This window comes from Serratia sp. 2C06 (genome assembly GCF_050037615.1).
Lineage (GTDB): Bacteria > Pseudomonadota > Gammaproteobacteria > Enterobacterales > Enterobacteriaceae > Serratia > Serratia ureilytica.
This window is the reverse complement of the sequence record NZ_CP188299.1, coordinates 2,537,782-2,555,219: the sequence shown is the minus strand read 5'-3', so window position 1 is coordinate 2,555,219 and position 17,438 is coordinate 2,537,782. Positions and strand designations below refer to the sequence as shown.

Genomic DNA, 17,438 nt, shown 5'->3' with positions numbered 1-17,438 from the left:
GTTCATGCCCCCTTAACGCTGGCGAGATAGTCGCGCCAGCCGCCAAACTCAGTGATATCCGTCGCGTCTTCCAGCGCCCAGGCTTCGCAGATAAACCCCTTCACCCGCCGGCCGTCCGCCAGCAGCAGCGTGCCGATGCCCAATGGCGCCGGGATTTCCGCCACAAACTCGCCGAAACGGGCCAGCGGAATGTCCCACAGCTCAACGCGGATCGCCGCCCCCTGCGCCGCGCGCGCCAGCCCCGGCTTCGGCGGCTCGGTATCGGCCAGCGCATACAGGCGATAGCAGGGGGCGGTAGCGGTTTGCTCCACCTGCACCGCGTCGCGCTGCGTCAGCTGGACGTTGAGCGGCATGCCACTGAGGTGAGCGCCCACTACCGCCAGACGCACGTGTCCCAAAGACGGGGCCGGCGTGGGCTGCGGCGGCAATGCCCGACCGATAGCGCCGAGCGGCAAGGCGCTTTGCCGTTGCCAGCGCACGCCAAACGCCGCCAGCGCCCGGTCATGCCAGGCGGGCGCAATCAGGGTGATGCCCGCCGGCAGACCGTCTTCGCGCAGCGGCCCCGGCAGCGCCAGCGCGCTCAGATCGGCCAGGTTGGTGAAATTGGTGTAAGTGCCGAATTGCGAATTGAACAGCACCGGCTCCTGCGCCATCTCCGCCAGGGTGCGGATAGTGGGCGCGGTCGGCACCACCAGCGCGTCGAACGGCGCCAGCCGCTGGGCGATTTGCCGCGCCAGCTCGGCGCGCAGGTATTCCGCCTTGTAGGCGTCGCAGGCGCTGTAGCCGAGGCCGTTGCCGACGATGCCGCGCACCACCGGATCGATGGCCTGCGGGCTCGCTTCCAGCACCTGCTCAATGGCCACCGTGCGCTCCGCCACCCAGGGGCCGTAATACAGCTGTTCCGCCAGAGTGCGAAACGGCGCGAAATCGAGGGGTTCCAGCGTGGCGCCGCCCGCCTGCAGCTGCGCCAGCGCTCGGTGAAACGCCCGCTCGGCCTGAACATCGCCGAAAAACTCCAGCTGGGCGGGAACGGCGAAACGCGGCGCGGCGGGGATATCCGCCGGCGCGGTATGCGGATCGGGGCGGGAATACGGGTCTGCCGCGTCAAAGCCGCTCGCCAGTTCCGCCACCAGCGCGGCATCGGCCACCGTCAGCGCGAAGACCGACACCGTATCGTTCAACCGGCAGGCCGGCACCACGCCGCGGTTGGACAACCGCCCCTTGGTCGGCTTCAGCCCGACGATGTTGTTGAACCCGGCGGGCACGCGCCCCGAACCGGCGGTGTCGGTGCCGAGCGCGAACGGCACCAGGCCGCGCGCCACCACCGAGGCGGAGCCGGAGCTGGAACCGCCGCTGACGTAGCGGCTGTCGAAGCTGTTGACCACTGCGCCATACGGTGAGCGAGTGCCTACCAACCCGGTAGCGAACTGGTCGAGGTTGGTTTTACCAAGGGCAATCGCCCCGGCGGCGCGCAGGTGGGCGACCACGGTGGCGTCCGCCGCGGCCTGATAGGTGAACGCCGGGCAGGCGGCGCTGGTCGGCCAGCCGCCAACGTCGATATTGTCTTTGATGGCGAAGGGCACGCCGAACAGCGGCAGGCGGCTGAGATCGCCGGCGACCGCCTCGAGCCTCTGTGCCAGCTGCCGGTACTGCTGCTCGCGCTGCGCCGGCGTGGCGAGATACAGCCAGGCGTTATCGTCTGGGTTCAGCCCGGCGACCAGCGTTTCGATCGTCGCACTGACGCAGGCAAGGCGTTCGCCCGCCGGGCGGGTTTGGTAATGGTGTTGCCATTCACTGAGGGTAAAACCGCACGCTACAACAGGTTCGCTCATCGACTGAATTCCATCTGGTACACAAGATGGGATTCAACAGAGCAACCGGCGTGCCAATTTTTAATCTCATGATTTCAATAAATTATAATTAAAACTTATGACAGCAGCGGCAAACGGGCTGCACCAGCGGCGCGCAGCGGGAGAACAAAAAGAGTGCAATGGCGGGATGACGCAGAGGAAAAACCGGGGCGACGCACACGCCGCCCCACAGGCCGATGGGGATAGGTCAGCCGTCAGCCGCAAGCTCAGTACCTACCATGTGGTGAGCGCTACCCTTCTCCAGGTATTGGCCGCCGTGCAAACATAAAAGAACGTGGAGTCTGCCGACCATTGGCCTATTTTACCGGGCGCAACGGCCGAAGCGGGGACAGCAACTCTGACACCTACAGGATCTCCGTTCACGTTCGCTGAATCATAAATATTCAACACTTTTATGTGGCCGGAGGAGAATTGGTTATTCGGCCCACCAATAGGATAAGCGCCGTTACCGGCCGGATAGATGCCATTATCCGCAACCGTTAACTGCTTGGTGTACAACCCGCTCCATTTAAATGAGGGTTGTCCTAAGGCGGTCGCGATATCCTTCTGCGGCGAAAAATCCGCCGGGGAGATGGATACGCCGCTGCTGGTCGTATTGTTATTAGCGCCAAGCGTAAACTTAGGTGAAAAACTAATTAAAGAAGCCCCGTCCTGAGCCAACCTGACGCCCGGTTCAAACCCCTGAAGGTTATTGCCTGGAGAAATGCCGCCAAAGTAATGGTAGCTGGTACTCCCTCCTTTGGCGGCATAGAACAGGTTATCGGAGCCGTCCTTGATACCATGGAAAATGGCCGGATAAGCGCCATGGCTGGCCCTGTCCGCCAAGGACCACGGAAGTTGCCTAGGAGCCATATCGGCGATTGCCGCGTTGGCGAATCTTGTCGTATTGCTCAGCATGTTATCAAACACAAATGCCGCCGCGATGCCGTTTACCGGTTCTGCAGCCACATTGTAAGTGGTATTACCCACGTTATAGAAACCGCCCCGACATTCAAAGGTGCTTCCATCACTCTGAAGAATAGTTTCACCTTCGCAAGTAAACTGCCCCAGGATGTTATCGGTGTTGGTTCGGGTGAGTTTGATCGCCGTAGCGCCGACGCCGCCGAACAGGTGGATATAGCAGAAACCGTTGTACCACGTTACGCTGTTGGCGTTTCCTCTCAACTCCAGCCCCACGCCGGCATCCGTATTTGTGCCACCATCGCCCGGATTGCCGGAGACCTTGATCTGACATTGAATTTCATGGAACCCCACGCCGTGGAAGGAGCTATCCCCGCCATTGCTTTCCATCAAGATGTTCGACAAGCCACGGTGGAACCGGCAAGAGTGAAAACTGACGAACTCGGTAAACGCACCGGCATAGCCGTTCAACAGATGTAAGTTCACAAAAAACTTCATAATCAGCAATCTTTCATGCCGCATGAAACAGGAACCATTGATCCGATAGCCGGTGCCCGTATATAACGCGCCCTTGGCCGGCGTAATCGTCACATCGCTGATATATCTGTTGGTATGGATCCCGGAACCGCCTTTCGACTCAAAACACGCATGATCATTAGACGTCGGCTTAAAGAAGAATTTCGTACTAATCCAATTTTCACCCTCTATCGCAATGCCTTTATCTCCGGTGTAGTTTTCTCCCCCTAAATTTAAGGTATCTGTAATGTAATAGTTGCCGGCAGGAACATAGAGCTTCTTGCAGCCTTGGCTAATCGCATAAGCGATAGCCTGTTTAAACGCCTGCGTATCATCCGTACCAACGCCAGCTGTATCATTCCAATCGCCCTTCGCGCCGAACATCTGAGGGGTAATGTGGGGCACGCCTTCATTCGGGAAGGAATACTGAATGAGTTGATTGCCCGTTACCCCTGCAAGCGTAGAGAGAATCGGTTTAAAAGCGCAATCCCAGACGTTCTTGCCAATGAGAGTCGTTTCGTCAAATGCCCCGCCTAACTCCAGCGCCCGAGCGGGAGAAGCAAGTTTAATCACATTCCCTTCAATAATGGCGTTTTTCCCATTCAAGAAACGGATATAACCAAACCCAGAGTCCGTGACCCGATTGCCGGAAAACACCGTACGGTCGCCGTACAGCTTGATCCATACCTGGCTGCTGGTCCATCCGGAGTTGGTTATCTTGTTGCCGGTCATCACGCAGCTATTGGTGAACAGGGCAACCTTGCAATTATTGATAATATTGCCTGAGAGGGTCGCCTCCGTTGCGGCAATGCCATTGAAGGCCGAGGAATTGGAGGTGCCGCAGAAATTTAAAAAATTATCTGCGATAACGGACTCAGCGACAGAAATATCGTTATTGCCGTGATAGTCGATGCCATTCTCAACGGTATCTTCAACGTGATTCCCGATAATTCGTGAATTATTCGTAGGGATTTTGGTGGGGTTATTCACTAAGGAATAGTCGATCTGAATGCCGAACCTTTCGATCGTTTTGATGTAGTTATTAGAGATATTAATGTCACTGATTCCACCCAGCGAGATGCCATAGCTGGTATTAACAATATGGTTATTGGCAACGGTCAGGTTAGTGAATGAATGAGGCGTGCCGGTCACTTCATTATTCAATGTCACCCCGCCCCCTCTTTGCGTATGCCCGGCCCCAGCGGGTTTAGCGGGTTTATGTCCATCATGAATATGATTGTTCACAATCAAGATGTCATAAGCATCTCGGTTCACGCCCGTTTTCAGCAAGATCCCGTCACCTTGGTGATTCGTCAGTTCGTTATTCTGGATTGTAATATGGCGTCCGCCACGAACGGCGATAGGTTCTTCACCCAGATCTTTAAGTAAATTGTTCTCAAGGGTAACTGACGTACAGTCAGAAAGGCCCAAAGCATCGGTATGCATGCTGATGACGCAATTTCTCACGGTGAAGTTTTCACAACGGGTGAAAGCCATGCCGGTACACGCGCGAGTGGCATACCACCAAATAGGATCTGCATCTTTCTGAGTCACCTTTCTCGTGATCCTCAGATCTTCCACGATGAAATTCGACTGTTCCACGGTATTAAAAATGTTGATTTGAGGCGTATCGTCATCCAGGTGAATTTCACCACCGCCATAAATATGGCAGTTGCTGGGGATCTGTAGAGACTGCCAAGCCGAACCCAACGTCAACCGATAGACATTCGCCATTCTGACCTGGCGTTTTTTCATCGAGTTAGCGGCGTCAATCGCCACTTTAGCGAACATGGCGCTAACAGCGTCTCGATCGTCAGCCAGGCCATCGCCTACGGCGCCGAACTGCTCAGGGGTATACTCAGCGAATTCGCCGCCGTCATTGACCTGAGCGGCGACATTTTTTGCGTTGAGCTGCGGATCTTCTTTTGACATTTGAGCCATTGAATTACTCCTCTGGATTTTACGTTTCAATCGACATTGAATTGAACGAACCCTAAAAAAGTAACCGGATGGGCGGCACGCCCTCCATCGATGGCGGGTGGCTGAGGGCCAGTACAACAAAGGTAGGAGGGAGGAGACAATAAAAAAGGCGCAACCTTGCGATTGCGCCTGATGTTCGGTGAACGCTGCGCGTTACTCGCCGCGAACGCGCTGCGCCAACCCTTTGAGGAAGTAGCGCAGCATCTGATCGCCGCACGGGCGGTAGTTCTTGGTGCCCTCTTTGCGGAACAGCGCGCTCAGCTCCGGCTTGGAGATGCGGAAGTCCACCGCGGTGAAAATCTGGTGCATGTCGGTGTCTTTCAGCTCGAACGCCACGCGCAGCTTTTTCAGCACCAGGTTATTGGTGATCGGCAGCTCAACCGCCGGCGCCGGGAACTTGTCGTCTTTGCCGCGCTTGAAGAACACCAGGCCGTTGAGGAAGTGCGCCATCACTTCGTCCGGGCACTTCTCGTAGCCCGGCTCGCCTTCTTTGATCACGTAAGCGTCCATCGCCGACACCGCCACCTCGAAATCGTCCAGTTTGATAATCTCGACCATTTTGGCGTTGTTAATGCTCAGCATATAGCGCACGCTGCGCAGCACGTCGTTGTTCATCATGGGATTGCATTGCCTTTACTTGTCTAACGGGGACGTGCGCATTGTAAAAAAATGCCCCATACCCAAAATAATTGGAGTTGCATCGCGGCGGCAAATTTGTAAGCCCCCGGAGCATAGTTAACTATGTGACCGGGGCGCGCAAATGCAGCCAACAAAGAGGCAGCTCCAAGTATGACGGGTATGGCCGCACACCTTGAATGTGCGGCAGTATAGGGATCGGCAAGGGGTTTCTCAATCGATTTGGCTTTTTTGCTGATACAGCGGGATATCTTCGCCGATGATGTACTTGTTGCGCAGCATCGACGAGACCTTGTCCATGATCATCACCACCACCACCAGGATCAGGGTGATGAACATCACTACGTCCCAGTTCCACAGCCGCATATTCTCCGCATACACCAGGCCGATGCCGCCGGCACCGACGAAGCCCAGCACCGCCGCTGAGCGGGTGTTGGACTCGATCTGGTACAGGCTGAGCGCCAGGAAGGTGGGGAACGACTGGGTGAAAATGCCGTAACGGTGCTTCTGCAACCCGTTGGCGCCCACCGCCGTCAGGCCGCGGCTGGGGGACTTGTCCACCGCCTCATGGCCTTCGGCGTACAGTTTACCCAGCAGCCCGACGTCCTGCATCACGATAGCCAACACCCCGGCGAGCGGCCCCATGCCGACGGCGCGCACGAAGATCAGCCCCCAGATCGCCATGTCGATGCCGCGCAGCACGTCCAGCAAGCGGCGCACCAGCACCGAAATTGGCCGCAGCAGCGGCGTCGACATCACGTTGCGCGCGGCGAAGAACGACAGCGGCAGCGCGATCAGCGACGCGGTGATGGTGCCGGCGAACACGATGGCGATGGTGATGCCGATCTGCTGGAAGTAGTACATGAACGGCCAGTTGGCGAAGTCATGCCAGACGAACATGCGCAGGAAATAGCGCCCCAGCTGCTGGCAGCCGTTGATAAACTGCGGCCAGCTAATGCCGAAGACCAGGAAGAAGAACACGTAGTACAGCACGATCGCCAAGGCGATCAGGCCGACGGTGCGCAGGTAGCGCCCCTGCTGCGCGAAGATCGCCGGATGCTGCTGTTTCAACTGGCGCAGCGTTTCCGCCGATGCCGGAGTGCCCGCTGTCATTTTGCCCCCTCCACCACGCGCTTGCGCAGCTCGCCCGACACGTAGTCGAGCACGGAAACCACCACGATGATCAGCAGCAGCGTCATGCTGACCTGATCGTAACGGTCGAGTTTAATGTTGGTCATCAGCTCCTGGCCGATGCCGCCCGCCCCCACCAGCCCCAAAATGGTCGACTGGCGGAAGTTGATCTCCAGCCGCATGAAGCTGTAGGAGAGAAACACCGGCTTCACCTGCGGCCACAGGCCGAAGCGCATGCGCTGCAGCGGCGTGGCGCCGCAGGCCGCCAGCCCGCGCACCGGTTTGTTGGAGGCGGTTTCGATCGATTCGTAGAACAGCTTGGTCAGGCTGCCGATGGTGTGCAGCGCCAGCGCCAGGAAGCCGGGAATGGCGCCGATGCCGAACGCCATCACGAACATCACCGCCCACGCCAGCTCCGGCATGGTGCGCAAGAACGCCACCAGCGTGCGGATCGCCAGCCGTACCGAGGCCGGCGTATAGGTATTGCCGGCCGCCAGAAACGCCAGCACGGTCGCCACCAGCACCGAGAAAATGGTCGCCGCCAGCGCCAGTTGCAGAGTCTCCCAGATCAGCGGCAGCTGGATGTTCAGGCGATAGCCCCAGTAGGCCAGCGAACCCTCGGTGCGCCCGTCGGCGAACAGCAGGTTCCAGTGCAACGTCGGGACGGTTTCAGCCAGGTAGTCGAAGAAATGCGGAATGGACACCCAGACGGTGTGCAGGTTGAACTCGGCGAGATTGCCGGCGCCCAGGTACAGCACCACCAGCCCGAGCGACCACAGCAGCGCTTCGCGCTTTTGCTTGCTGCGGATCCGTTGGTAATAGTGTGCGAAATCGGTATTCAAAAGAGGTCTTCCATCTTGATGGAACAAGGGGTTCAGCATGCTGAACCCCTTCATTCGGACAGCCGAGGCAGCCGGGAATTAACGGTCGCCTTTGGTCAGCTCGCGCTTCATATCGATGATGTTCTGATATTCCGCCAGGGTGGTGTCGCCGATGTGCTGCTTGCCGCCCATCGCTTTGATAAAGCACGAGTGATCGTCTTTATCCAGCTTCTTGATGGCGGTAACCACTTTGGCCTTGAAGTCGGCCGGCAGCGAGTTGCTTACCAGGATCGGGCCGTTCGGGATCAGCGGCGACTGCCAGATGATGCGGATCTGCTTCATCAGGTCCGGGTGATCCATGCGGATCATGCGGGTGAACGCGCCGCTGGTGTAGCCGGTGTTGTAGTCGCCGATCATCGACGCCCAGGTCACCGCGCCTTCGAATTGGCCGTTCAGCACGCCGAGGATGTCCTGCTCGTGGCCGCCGGAGAAGGTGACGCTGGAGAAGGTGTTGTTGTATTTTTTGTCGACCGTGCCGCCGAACAGCTTTTTAAACGCCTGGTTCGGGATCAGGAAGCCGGAGGTGGAATCCGGATCGGCGAAGCCGATGGCCTTGCCCTTCAGATCTTCCAGTTTCTGGTACGGGCTGCCGGCCTTCACCACCACCACCGAGTGGTAGCCGCGCGACTGGTCGACGTCGTCGACCGCGATGCCGACGATGTCCACCGCTTTCGGATCCTTGATGTAGACCGAAGCGAACGACGACGGCGACATGCTCAGCACCAGGTCAATCTTGCCGCCCAGCAGGCCCTGGATCACACCGGAATAGTCGGACGAGTTGCGCAGCTTGGTATCGACGTTCAGCTCCTTGTCCAGGAACTGCTTCACGCACTGGTTATCGCCGATCTGCTGGGTGGCGTTCTGGCCACCGAGAATGCCCAGGTTCAGCTCTTTCGGCGCATCCGCTGCGGCAGCATTAAATACCATCATCGCGCCGGCCATCAGGGTGGTCAGACTCAATACTTTTTTCATTAGGTGTGCCTTGTGTGTAAAGGGTAAAGGTCAAAAGTGCTTCAATGGATCTGATTGGCTTCTTCGCCATACAGCTGGTGCAGGATCCGTTCGTTCAGTTGCGAAGGATGCCCGTCAAACACGATCTTCCCGTGGGCGATGCCGATCACCCGCGAGCAATACTCTTTCACCAGTTCGACCGAGTGCAGGTTCACCATCACCGCGATGCCGTCTTCGCTGATTTTCTGCAGCGCGTCCATGATGCGGCGGGTGTTTTTCGGATCGAGCGACGCCACCGGCTCATCAGCCAGCAGGATTTGCGGGTTCTGCATCAGCGCGCGGCAGATGGCGACGCGCTGCATCTGGCCGCCGGAGAGGTGCTCGGCGCGCTGCAGCGCGTGCGGCAGCATGTTGAGCCACTGCAACAGCTCGATGGCGCGAGCGCGGTCGGCGTCATCGAACAGTTTGAAGAAGGATTTCAGGGTGGAGGTGTGGCTCAGGCGCCCCAGCAGCACGTTGGTCATCACGTCCAGCCGCGGCACCAGGCAGAAGTCCTGGAAGATCATGCCGCAGCGCGCGCGCCATTGGCGCATCTGGCGGCCGGCAAGCTGGGCGATATCCTGCGCCACGCCATCGTCTTCGAAGTGCAGCATCTCGCCGCAGCTGGAAGGAATGGTGCCGTTGAGGGTATGCAGCAGCGTGGACTTGCCTGCGCCGGAGCGGCCGATCACCGCCACGAATTCGCCGGCGTGCAGATCGAAATTGATGTCATCCAGCACGCGCTGCTGCGCTTTGTAGGCCTTGCCGAGCCCCTTGACCGATAACACTTTGCGGGATGCGGCGGCGTGCTGCCCTGGAAAGTCGTGCTGCGCCAATTTTAACAGTGCCTGAGCCATATGATTTCTCTGGTTTCAGTGGCTAATCATTATGGGCACCTATTAACGGATAAGTTTATGACAGTGGGATGATGGTTTTATGGCCGGGGCGTGACGCGTGCCGCCCCGGCGTGCGCATCATTCCAGGCTAAAGAAGTCCAGCCCCAGCGCCGCCTTGACCTGCTGCAGCGTCTGCTGGCTGACCTGATGCGCGCGGCGGGTGCCGTGCTGCAGGATGCGCGTCAGCTCGCCTTTATCGGCGATGAACTCGGCGCGGCGGGTGCGGATCGGCTCAAGCAGGCTCTGCAGGCAATCCTCCAGCAGCCGTTTGATTTTCACGTCCCCCAACCCGCCGCGCCGATAGTGCGCCTTCAGATCCGCCACCAGCGCGGCGTCTTCGCAGAAGGCGTCCAGGTAGGTGAACACCATGTTGCCCTCCACCCGGCCGGGATCGCTGACGTTGAGATGGCCGGGGTCGGTGAACATACTCATCACCGCCTTATGCACCTCGTCGGCGCCGGCGCCAAGCTGGATGGCGTTGCCGCGCGATTTCGACATCTTGCCCTGCCCGTCCAGCCCCGGCAGACGCCCGACGTTGCTCAACAGCGGCTGGCACTCCGTTAATATCGGTTGGCCGACGATGTGGTTGAAACGCCGCACGATCTCATTGGTTTGCTCCAGCATCGGCAGCTGATCCTCGCCGACCGGCACGTGGGTGGCGCCGAAGGCGGTGATGTCCGCCGCCTGGCTGACCGGATAGATCAAAAAACCGGCCGGCAGGCTGCGGGCGAAATCCTTCTCGGCGATTTCGCTTTTCACCGTCGGGTTGCGTTCCAGCCGCGCCACGCTGACCAGATTAAGGTAGTACATCGTCAACTCGGCCAACGCCGGCAGCGCCGACTGCAGGCAGATCGTAGTCTTGTGCGGATCGATGCCGACCGCCAGATAGTCGGCCACGACGTTGAGCACGTTGGCGCTGATTTTTTGCGGGTTGTTGCCGTTGTCGGTCAGGCCCTGCAGATCCGCCACCATCACCGTTTGGTTATGCTGGTGCTGCAGTTCGACGCGTTGGCGCAGCGAGCCGACGAAGTGACCTAAATGCAGTGGGCCGGTGGCGCGATCGCCGGTAAGAATGGTGTAGCTCATGACAGTGCTCCTGAAGGTCTGTAGACCGCCGGATCAACGCCACAAAAAATAATGCCGCCAAACCGGCGGCATTAAAAAGAGATGTGAATACTCGTGCCGCCTCAGAAGAGGCGCCACCATGACTGATTGTGGGTGGAGTGCATCGATATATTCATGCCATCAAGGTATACCCGCAGCGGCAGCGCGTCAATAGCCCGCCGCCGGCGCGTAAGACGGCGTTACACTCCGGCATTTGCGTTCCTGGCCCGGCGCGCTAGGGTAAAACCTTCAACCTGAAAAAGGAGCGCATGATGAAGATCGGATTTGCCGGACTGGGTAGGATGGGCAGCGCCATGGCGGCCAACCTGTTGCAGGCGGGCTTCACCTTAACGGTATGGAACCGCTCGCCGCAGGCGGCGCAGCCGCTGGTCAGCGCCGGCGCGCGGCAGGCCGAACGGCCGGAGCAGTTGGCCGATGCCGACGTGCTGATCACCATGCTGGCCGACGATGCCGCCACGCAACAGGTGGTGGTGGACAGCGGGTTGCTGCAGCGGATGAAACCGGGCGCGCTGCATATCAATATGGCGACTATCTCGGTCGAACTCGCCAAACGCCTGACGACGCTGCATGCGGAACACGGCATCGGTTATCTCGCCGCGCCGGTGCTGGGCCGGGTCGACGTGGCCGCCGCCGGCAAGCTGAATATTCTGGCGGCCGGCGATAGCGAGCGGCTGAAGCAAGCGCAGCCGCTGTTCGATGCCCTCGGCCAAAAAACCTGGCACTTCGGCGCCGATCCGGCGCAGGCCAACGTGGTCAAAATCGCCACCAACTTTACGCTGGCCAGCGCCATTGAAGCGATGGCGGAAGGCAGCGCGCTGGTGCGCAACTACGGCGTTTCCGGCGCCGACTACCTGCAGATGCTGAGCGGCACCGTCTTCGCCGCCCCGGCCTATCAGGGCTATGGCGCGCTGATCGCCGCCGAGAAGTATTCACCCGCCGGATTCCGGCTGGCGCTGGGGCTGAAGGACGTCGGGCTGGCGCTAGCCGCCGGCGCCGACAGCCATACGCCGATGCCGTTCGCCGGGGTGCTGAAAGACAATTTCCTCGACGCGATGGCGCAGGGGGATGCAGATCTGGACTGGGCGGCGCTGGCCAAGGTAGCGGCGCGACGAGCGGGCCTGAAATAACGAACGGGGGCGTTGGCCCCCGTTTTCCGTACTCAGAACACGATGTCCGCCGCGGGCACGGCGCGGATCGGCACGCCGAAGCTGTCGATATTCGACAACGTCTCGTTATGGTGGGTACGGATCAGCAAACCGTCGGCATAGGATTTGTCGTGGCAGGTATGCGCATCCGCCGCCAACGTCACCGGATAACCGTGCGCCGCCGCGCTGCGCACCGTGGTATCGATGCAAAACGGCGTGGAGTAGCCGCAAACCACCAACTGCGATACGCCGTTGGCGATCAGTAACGCGCCGAGCGAAGTGCGCAGGAACGAGTCCGGCGTGGTTTTATCCACCCGATGGTCGCCCGGCGCCACCTTCAGCGCCGCGAGCACTTGCCAGGCGGCGCTGCCGTGCGGCAGTTCGTCGTCCGGCGTATGGTGCTGAATCACGATCACCGGCACACCCGCCTGGCGGGCGCGCTCGCTCAGTTGGTTGATGCGCGCAACGGTGCCCGCGGCATCCGCCGGCGGCGGCGTAAACAACCCTTCCTGCACATCGATAATCAACAGCGCGCTGGTCATGGCGGCTCCCGAAGAGAAGACAAGACAAGTCGCGTCAGCACACCGGCTGGCGCGGGCGGAAAATATGGTCGACGCCCTGCTCGCGCAGCCTGTGCACCAGATCGTGCCCGCCGTTCGGCGTGGCGTGCGCCAGCTGGCGCTCGGCGGTAAACACCGGGCTGGCCCAGAACAGGTTCACCGGGTCGCCATACTGCTGAGGCAACGTCAGGTGCGCGTGATGCGGGTAGAAGGACGACGATAAAATATAGCCTTCATAGCCCAACGGCGCCACGTCGGACTCCAGCGTATGCCCTTCGCCGATCCAGGTCAGCCGCGCCCAAGGGGCGTGAGCGAAACCGGCCAGCGCGCTGGCCATCTGCACCGCGTTGTCTTCGGTCATGTATTGGCTGTCGATGGCGATCGCCATCTCCATGCGGCGATAGCGCGAAGCCTCATCGTTGAACAGGATCTCCACCCACGGCATCGGCCGAATGCTGACGCCCATGGTGAGGAAGTAATAGATGCCGTCGCGCTCGTGCTGAGTGATGGCCATCGGCGGCCACTTGCCCTGATCGATGGCATAGTATTTTACCGAAGGGCCGAAATGCTGCTCATAGCGCGCCTGAAAATCGCGCTGCATCTTCGGCCACGGATTGCCCTCTTCACGCTGCCAGCTGCGCCAAAACTGGCGGGTGCTTTCCGCCTGCGCATATTGCGTGTTGGTCGAGGCCGAACCGAGCGGATAGGCCAACGGGCTCTCCTTGATGCAGCTGGCCGAATAGCACACCGAATGGTCGATATACAGGCTCCAGCCGGGGATCACCGCCAGCAGTTGGCCGTAATACCACAGGGCCGCGCCGTCGTCGCTTTCGCTCCACACCACCATCAGCCCTTCCGGGTTCAGCGGCGCTTCCCCTTCCAGGTTGCGGCAAAATTCCGCCGCCAGCATCGGCGGTTGCCCCTGCTCCAGCGCGGCGCGATCTTCCTGCAGCGGCGCGGCGGCCAGATTGCGCAGCCAGCAGGCGCGCACCTGATAGCGATCGCTGTAGGCTTCGGCGGGATAGATGTAAAAATAGGCTGCCCTGCTCCCTTGCTGAACCACCGCGACCAGCGTCTGGTTCTCATTGCTGACTTCAGCAAGTACGTATGACTCGTTCATATCACCTCAATAGGGTCAGGGCGCGGCAGAATCGGCTGCGCGCAAAAAATGGAATGTGGCTTTGCCCTCAAGTGTAAAACGCATTACTGGCCGGATCACCCGTAAAAGTCTCAAAAACGGCCGTAAACGAAGATAAACAAAGGTTAATTATAGCGGCTGCGGCTCATGACGCCTGAGTGATGCGCCGCACCGCGCGCTGATAGGAACCGTTGCGCATCGACGCGCCCAGCACTTTGCCGAGGCCTGCAGCCCCCGTTCGCACCAGCCGCCGCCGCAACGCGCCCGGATGAAAGCCGAACTGCCGCTGCGCCCAATCAGGCAACAGATCGATGCCCGCCTGCATCACCACCCCGCCGAGCGGGCGCGCCAACGCGCTCGGCGCCGGCGCCTTCAGCAGAATGCGCGCCACCTCTTGGGTGCGTTCGTCACAGACCAGCTGCGGCCGCATCGCCTGCAGATAGTCGTCTACCTCCGCGCAGGACTGAGGGATAGCGGTCGCCCCCAGCGCGGCGGCCACGCGCGCCGCTTCGCGATAGTATTGATCCTGCAAATCGCGGGAAAGATGCGGGTTGCGGTAGCGCAGGTGGCTGGCCAGAAAACGGCTGCTCTCCGCCACGTGCACCCAGGTCAGCAGCGCCGGATCGCTGGCGGCATAGGGCGTGCCGTCGCTGCCGACGCCGGTCACCCGCAGGTGGATGGCTTTGACTTTGGCGATCAGCCGCTCCGCCTCGGCGGTCGGGCCGAAGGTGGTGACCGACACGAACTGGCTGGTGCGGCGCAGGCGGCCAATCATATCGTCGCGGAAGTTGGAGTGATCCCATACGCCGGCCAGCGCCAACGGGTGCAGCATTTGCAACAGCAAGGCGCTGACGCCGCCGCACAGCATCGGGGTGAAATCGCGGTGTACCTGCCAGATGACCGACTGCGGGCCGAACAGCCCCGGATCGCCGGGCGGATTCTCGAAATCGACGCCGCCGAGCGCCAACCCGGTCAGGCTGAGCACCTGTTTTTCTATCGCTGCGCGTACCGCTTCCATCCTGCCGCCCTCTTGCTCATTCAGCGGCCAGTGTATCACGCGGCGAGCGCCTCATTGCGCCCTGCGGCGGTTGAAAGCTTTAACTTACTGAATTACAGTTGTTATACCGCTTGCAACCAGGCGGGCCTATTCGATCCACTGCAGAGGCGCTTTGCAGGGCGTTAACCCACGTTAATTCGGCACTAACCCCACAAAACCTCTATCTAGTTTCTTTTCCTTCAACTTAGATAGCAGAGAGTTCGATGATTACCATCAGAGCACGCGCGGCGGAAGACAACGCGCAATTGGCAGATATCTGGCTGCGTTCGGTGCGCGCCACTCACCACTTTTTAACCGAAGACAACATCGCACAGCTGTTCCCGCTGGTGCTGAACGACTACCTGCCGGCGGTCAACGTTTGGGTGGCCGAAGAGCAGCCGGGGCATCCCTGCGGCTTTATCGGTCTGAACGGCAACAAGGTGGAGATGCTGTTTATCGATGCCGATCAGCGCGGCAAAGGCGTGGGCAAAGCGCTGCTCACCCACGCGGAAACGCTGCACGATGAGCTGCAGCTGGACGTGAACGAGCAAAATCCGCAGGCCAGCGGCTTCTACCGCCACTACGGTTTTGTCATCACCGGCCGCTCACCGCTCGACGGCCAGGGCAACCCGTTCCCGCTGCTGCACATGAAGCTGGAAAAACGCTAGTCCGCCCCCGCCGGCCGCCCTGCGGCCGGTTTTCTCCCCCTTCTCTCACCCGCCGCCTAATATATCAAATCAGAATAAGTAATAGATTTTACATTCTTCCTGTCACTATCAACCCTCGGTAGGATTGCCCGGTATTCACCCGCAACAGAGGTTCCGTCCGTCACTTCCCGCCGGGTTGTGCCCCGCCGAAAAGCCGAACGATCCTTGTCCGGCGCGACGCGCCCCGGACGGAATGCTGTGATGTATCAATAAGGATCCGCTTCGCTATGATCGTTCTTTCGAACGTTTGCAAAACTTTTGACAGCGCACAGGGCCGCGTCGTGGCGGTTGACGACGTCAGCCTGGCGATAGAAGCCGGGCAAATTTACGGCATCATCGGCTACAGCGGCGCCGGCAAAAGCACGCTGATCCGCCTGCTCAATGGCCTGGAAAAGCCCACCAGCGGCCGCATTGACGTGGGCGGATTCGATATCGCCCGCGCCAAAGGCAGCCACCTGCGCCAGGCGCGGCTGAAAATCAGCATGGTGTTCCAACACTTCAACCTGCTGTGGTCGCGCACCGTCAGCCAAAACATCGCTTTTTCCATGCAGATAGCCGGCGTCCCCAAGGCGCAGATTGCGCCGCGCGTGGCGGAACTGATCGCGCTGGTTGGCCTGCAGGGGCGCGAAAACGCCTACCCGTCGCAGCTCAGCGGCGGCCAGAAACAGCGCGTCGGTATCGCCCGCGCGCTGGCCAATAACCCGAGCGTGCTGCTGTGCGACGAGGCCACCTCGGCGCTCGATCCGCAAACCACCGACGCCATTCTCGACCTGCTGCTGGCCATCAATCGCCAGCTGAAATTGACCATCGTGCTGATCACCCACGAAATGCACGTGGTGCGCAAAATCTGCCACCGCGTGGCGGTAATGGAAAACGGCCGCATCGTCGAAGAGGGGCCGGTGCTCGAGGTGTTCACCCGGCCACAGCAGCCGATCACTCGGCAGTTCGTCAAACAGGTGTCGCAGTATGCGGACACGGCTGAGAGCTTCAACCCGCAGCTCACCGCCCACCTGCCGGGGGCGATCTTCAAGCTGACCTTCGTCGGCGAACAAACTCATCAGGCGGTGATCGCCGAGGTGATTCGGCGCTACCCACTCACCGTCAACATTCTGCACGGCAAGATCAGCCACACCCTCAACGGTTCGTTCGGCGAACTGTACATCCACGCCGAAGGCAACGAACAACACGTCGCCGACATGCTCAGCCTGCTGAACGAAAGAGACATCGCCGTCGAGGTTATCCAACATGATTGAATCCCTGTTCCCCCACCTGCGTCTGGACCAACTGTGGGACGCCACCTGGGAAACGCTGTACATGACCGGCATCGCCGGTTTGGCCACGCTGGTGCTGGGCATCGTGCTCGGCGTGCTGCTGTTTTTAACCTCGAAGGGCCAGCTGTTGCAGAACCGGGCGGTCTACTCGCTGATCTCTGTGCTGGTCAACGTCTTCCGCTCTATTCCGTTCATCATTCTGATCGTGCTGCTGATCCCGTTCACCAAGTCGCTGATCGGCACCATTCTCGGTGCGGACGCCGCCCTGCCGGCGCTGATCGTCGGCGCCGCGCCGTTCTACGCCCGGCTGGTGGAGATCGCGCTGCGCGAGGTCGACAAAGGGGTAATCGAAGCGGCGCGCTCGATGGGCGCCAAAAACCGCACCCTGATTTTCCGCGTCTTGCTGCCGGAGAGCTCGCCGGCGCTGGTTTCCGGCATCACCGTTACCCTGATCGCGCTGGTGAGCTACACCGCGATGGCCGGGGTGATCGGCGCCGGCGGCCTGGGCAACCTGGCCTATCTGGAAGGCTTCCAACGCAACCACAGTGACGTGACGCTGGTGGCGACGCTGACGATCCTGCTGATCGTTTTCGTCATTCAGTTCATTGGCGACACCCTGACAAGAACGCTCGATAAACGTTAATTAACCAAGGAA

At 60.0% G+C, this 17,438-nt stretch carries 15 protein-coding genes; 4 read left to right on the top strand and 11 right to left on the bottom strand.

Annotation, left to right across the window (positions count from 1 at the left end):
* Positions 1-2: 2 nt before the first annotated feature.
* From atzF to trpS, 8 genes are all read right to left on the bottom strand, one after another.
* Entirely contained in the window at positions 3-1,832 is a 1,830-nt protein-coding gene (gene atzF, locus ACP3TA_RS12645; RefSeq protein ID WP_033642329.1) for an allophanate hydrolase, read from the bottom strand.
* Between the two features lie 252 nt (positions 1,833-2,084).
* Entirely contained in the window at positions 2,085-5,228 is a 3,144-nt protein-coding gene (locus ACP3TA_RS12640; protein WP_163964709.1) for a right-handed parallel beta-helix repeat-containing protein, read from the bottom strand.
* A 192-nt stretch (positions 5,229-5,420) separates the two neighbouring features.
* Entirely contained in the window at positions 5,421-5,885 is a 465-nt protein-coding gene (locus ACP3TA_RS12635) for a DUF1456 family protein (protein ID WP_004939471.1), read from the bottom strand.
* 231 nt (positions 5,886-6,116) lie between these two features.
* Positions 6,117-7,016: a phosphonate ABC transporter, permease protein PhnE gene (phnE, locus tag ACP3TA_RS12630; RefSeq protein ID WP_033642327.1), complete on the bottom strand. Its 900-nt coding sequence runs from the start codon at positions 7,014-7,016 to the stop codon at positions 6,117-6,119.
* Positions 7,013-7,876, bottom strand: a complete 864-nt coding sequence (phnE, locus tag ACP3TA_RS12625) for a phosphonate ABC transporter, permease protein PhnE (RefSeq protein ID WP_016928590.1) — start codon at positions 7,874-7,876, stop codon at positions 7,013-7,015. The genes phnE (ACP3TA_RS12630) and phnE (ACP3TA_RS12625) overlap by 4 nt, the downstream gene beginning before the upstream one ends.
* Before the next feature lie 78 nt (positions 7,877-7,954).
* A complete protein-coding gene (gene phnD / locus ACP3TA_RS12620; protein ID WP_426784635.1) occupies positions 7,955-8,887 on the bottom strand; it encodes a phosphonate ABC transporter substrate-binding protein in 933 nt (310 codons plus the stop codon).
* Between the two features lie 41 nt (positions 8,888-8,928).
* Positions 8,929-9,762, bottom strand: coding sequence for a phosphonate ABC transporter ATP-binding protein (gene phnC, locus ACP3TA_RS12615; protein WP_019454697.1), 834 nt, complete (start codon positions 9,760-9,762; stop codon positions 8,929-8,931).
* 117 nt (positions 9,763-9,879) lie between these two features.
* On the bottom strand, positions 9,880-10,887 hold the full coding sequence (gene trpS, locus ACP3TA_RS12610; protein WP_060659787.1) for a tryptophan--tRNA ligase: 1,008 nt from the start codon (positions 10,885-10,887) through the stop codon (positions 9,880-9,882).
* Positions 10,888-11,177: 290 nt separating this feature from the next.
* Between trpS and ACP3TA_RS12605 the strand changes: the two genes are divergently transcribed.
* Positions 11,178-12,053, top strand: a complete 876-nt coding sequence (locus ACP3TA_RS12605) for an NAD(P)-dependent oxidoreductase (protein WP_060659788.1) — start codon at positions 11,178-11,180, stop codon at positions 12,051-12,053.
* Between the two features lie 32 nt (positions 12,054-12,085).
* Here ACP3TA_RS12605 and ACP3TA_RS12600 read toward each other — a convergent pair whose 3' ends face one another.
* The 3 genes from ACP3TA_RS12600 to ACP3TA_RS12590 all read right to left on the bottom strand — a co-directional run bounded on the left by ACP3TA_RS12600 (position 12,086) and on the right by ACP3TA_RS12590 (position 14,787).
* A complete protein-coding gene (locus ACP3TA_RS12600) occupies positions 12,086-12,613 on the bottom strand; it encodes a cysteine hydrolase family protein (protein WP_033642321.1) in 528 nt (175 codons plus the stop codon).
* A gap of 34 nt (positions 12,614-12,647) precedes the next feature.
* Positions 12,648-13,751 carry a suppressor of fused domain protein gene (locus tag ACP3TA_RS12595; RefSeq protein ID WP_033652667.1) on the bottom strand — a complete coding sequence of 368 codons (1,104 nt, stop codon included), beginning with the start codon at positions 13,749-13,751 and terminating at the stop codon, positions 12,648-12,650.
* A gap of 163 nt (positions 13,752-13,914) precedes the next feature.
* Positions 13,915-14,787, bottom strand: coding sequence for an oxygenase MpaB family protein (locus ACP3TA_RS12590; RefSeq protein WP_046686638.1), 873 nt, complete (start codon positions 14,785-14,787; stop codon positions 13,915-13,917).
* 242 nt (positions 14,788-15,029) lie between these two features.
* Here ACP3TA_RS12590 and ACP3TA_RS12585 point away from each other — a divergent pair, with 242 nt between their 5' ends.
* The 3 genes from ACP3TA_RS12585 to ACP3TA_RS12575 all read left to right on the top strand — a co-directional run bounded on the left by ACP3TA_RS12585 (position 15,030) and on the right by ACP3TA_RS12575 (position 17,426).
* A complete protein-coding gene (locus tag ACP3TA_RS12585) occupies positions 15,030-15,473 on the top strand; it encodes an acetyltransferase (RefSeq protein ID WP_033642318.1) in 444 nt (147 codons plus the stop codon).
* 266 nt (positions 15,474-15,739) lie between these two features.
* Positions 15,740-16,765, top strand: coding sequence for a methionine ABC transporter ATP-binding protein (locus tag ACP3TA_RS12580; RefSeq protein WP_033642317.1), 1,026 nt, complete (start codon positions 15,740-15,742; stop codon positions 16,763-16,765).
* A complete protein-coding gene (locus tag ACP3TA_RS12575; RefSeq protein WP_004939505.1) occupies positions 16,758-17,426 on the top strand; it encodes a methionine ABC transporter permease in 669 nt (222 codons plus the stop codon). Before ACP3TA_RS12580 ends, ACP3TA_RS12575 begins: the two co-directional genes overlap by 8 nt.
* The last annotated feature ends 12 nt before the right edge of the window (positions 17,427-17,438 follow it).

Coding starts and splice junctions, on each gene's coding strand:
- atzF (WP_033642329.1), bottom strand. CDS start 1,832: ATGAGCGAACCTGTTGTAGCGTGCGGTTTTACCCTCAGTGAATGGCAA.
- ACP3TA_RS12635 (WP_004939471.1), bottom strand. CDS start 5,885: ATGATGAACAACGACGTGCTGCGCAGCGTGCGCTATATGCTGAGCATT.
- phnC (WP_019454697.1), bottom strand. CDS start 9,762: ATGGCTCAGGCACTGTTAAAATTGGCGCAGCACGACTTTCCAGGGCAG.
- phnE (WP_033642327.1), bottom strand. CDS start 7,016: ATGACAGCGGGCACTCCGGCATCGGCGGAAACGCTGCGCCAGTTGAAA.
- ACP3TA_RS12575 (WP_004939505.1), top strand. CDS start 16,758: ATGATTGAATCCCTGTTCCCCCACCTGCGTCTGGACCAACTGTGGGAC.
- ACP3TA_RS12590 (WP_046686638.1), bottom strand. CDS start 14,787: ATGGAAGCGGTACGCGCAGCGATAGAAAAACAGGTGCTCAGCCTGACC.
- ACP3TA_RS12600 (WP_033642321.1), bottom strand. CDS start 12,613: ATGACCAGCGCGCTGTTGATTATCGATGTGCAGGAAGGGTTGTTTACG.
- phnD (WP_426784635.1), bottom strand. CDS start 8,887: ATGAAAAAAGTATTGAGTCTGACCACCCTGATGGCCGGCGCGATGATG.
- ACP3TA_RS12605 (WP_060659788.1), top strand. CDS start 11,178: ATGAAGATCGGATTTGCCGGACTGGGTAGGATGGGCAGCGCCATGGCG.
- trpS (WP_060659787.1), bottom strand. CDS start 10,887: ATGAGCTACACCATTCTTACCGGCGATCGCGCCACCGGCCCACTGCAT.
- ACP3TA_RS12640 (WP_163964709.1), bottom strand. CDS start 5,228: ATGGCTCAAATGTCAAAAGAAGATCCGCAGCTCAACGCAAAAAATGTC.
- ACP3TA_RS12585 (WP_033642318.1), top strand. CDS start 15,030: ATGATTACCATCAGAGCACGCGCGGCGGAAGACAACGCGCAATTGGCA.
- ACP3TA_RS12580 (WP_033642317.1), top strand. CDS start 15,740: ATGATCGTTCTTTCGAACGTTTGCAAAACTTTTGACAGCGCACAGGGC.
- ACP3TA_RS12595 (WP_033652667.1), bottom strand. CDS start 13,751: ATGAACGAGTCATACGTACTTGCTGAAGTCAGCAATGAGAACCAGACG.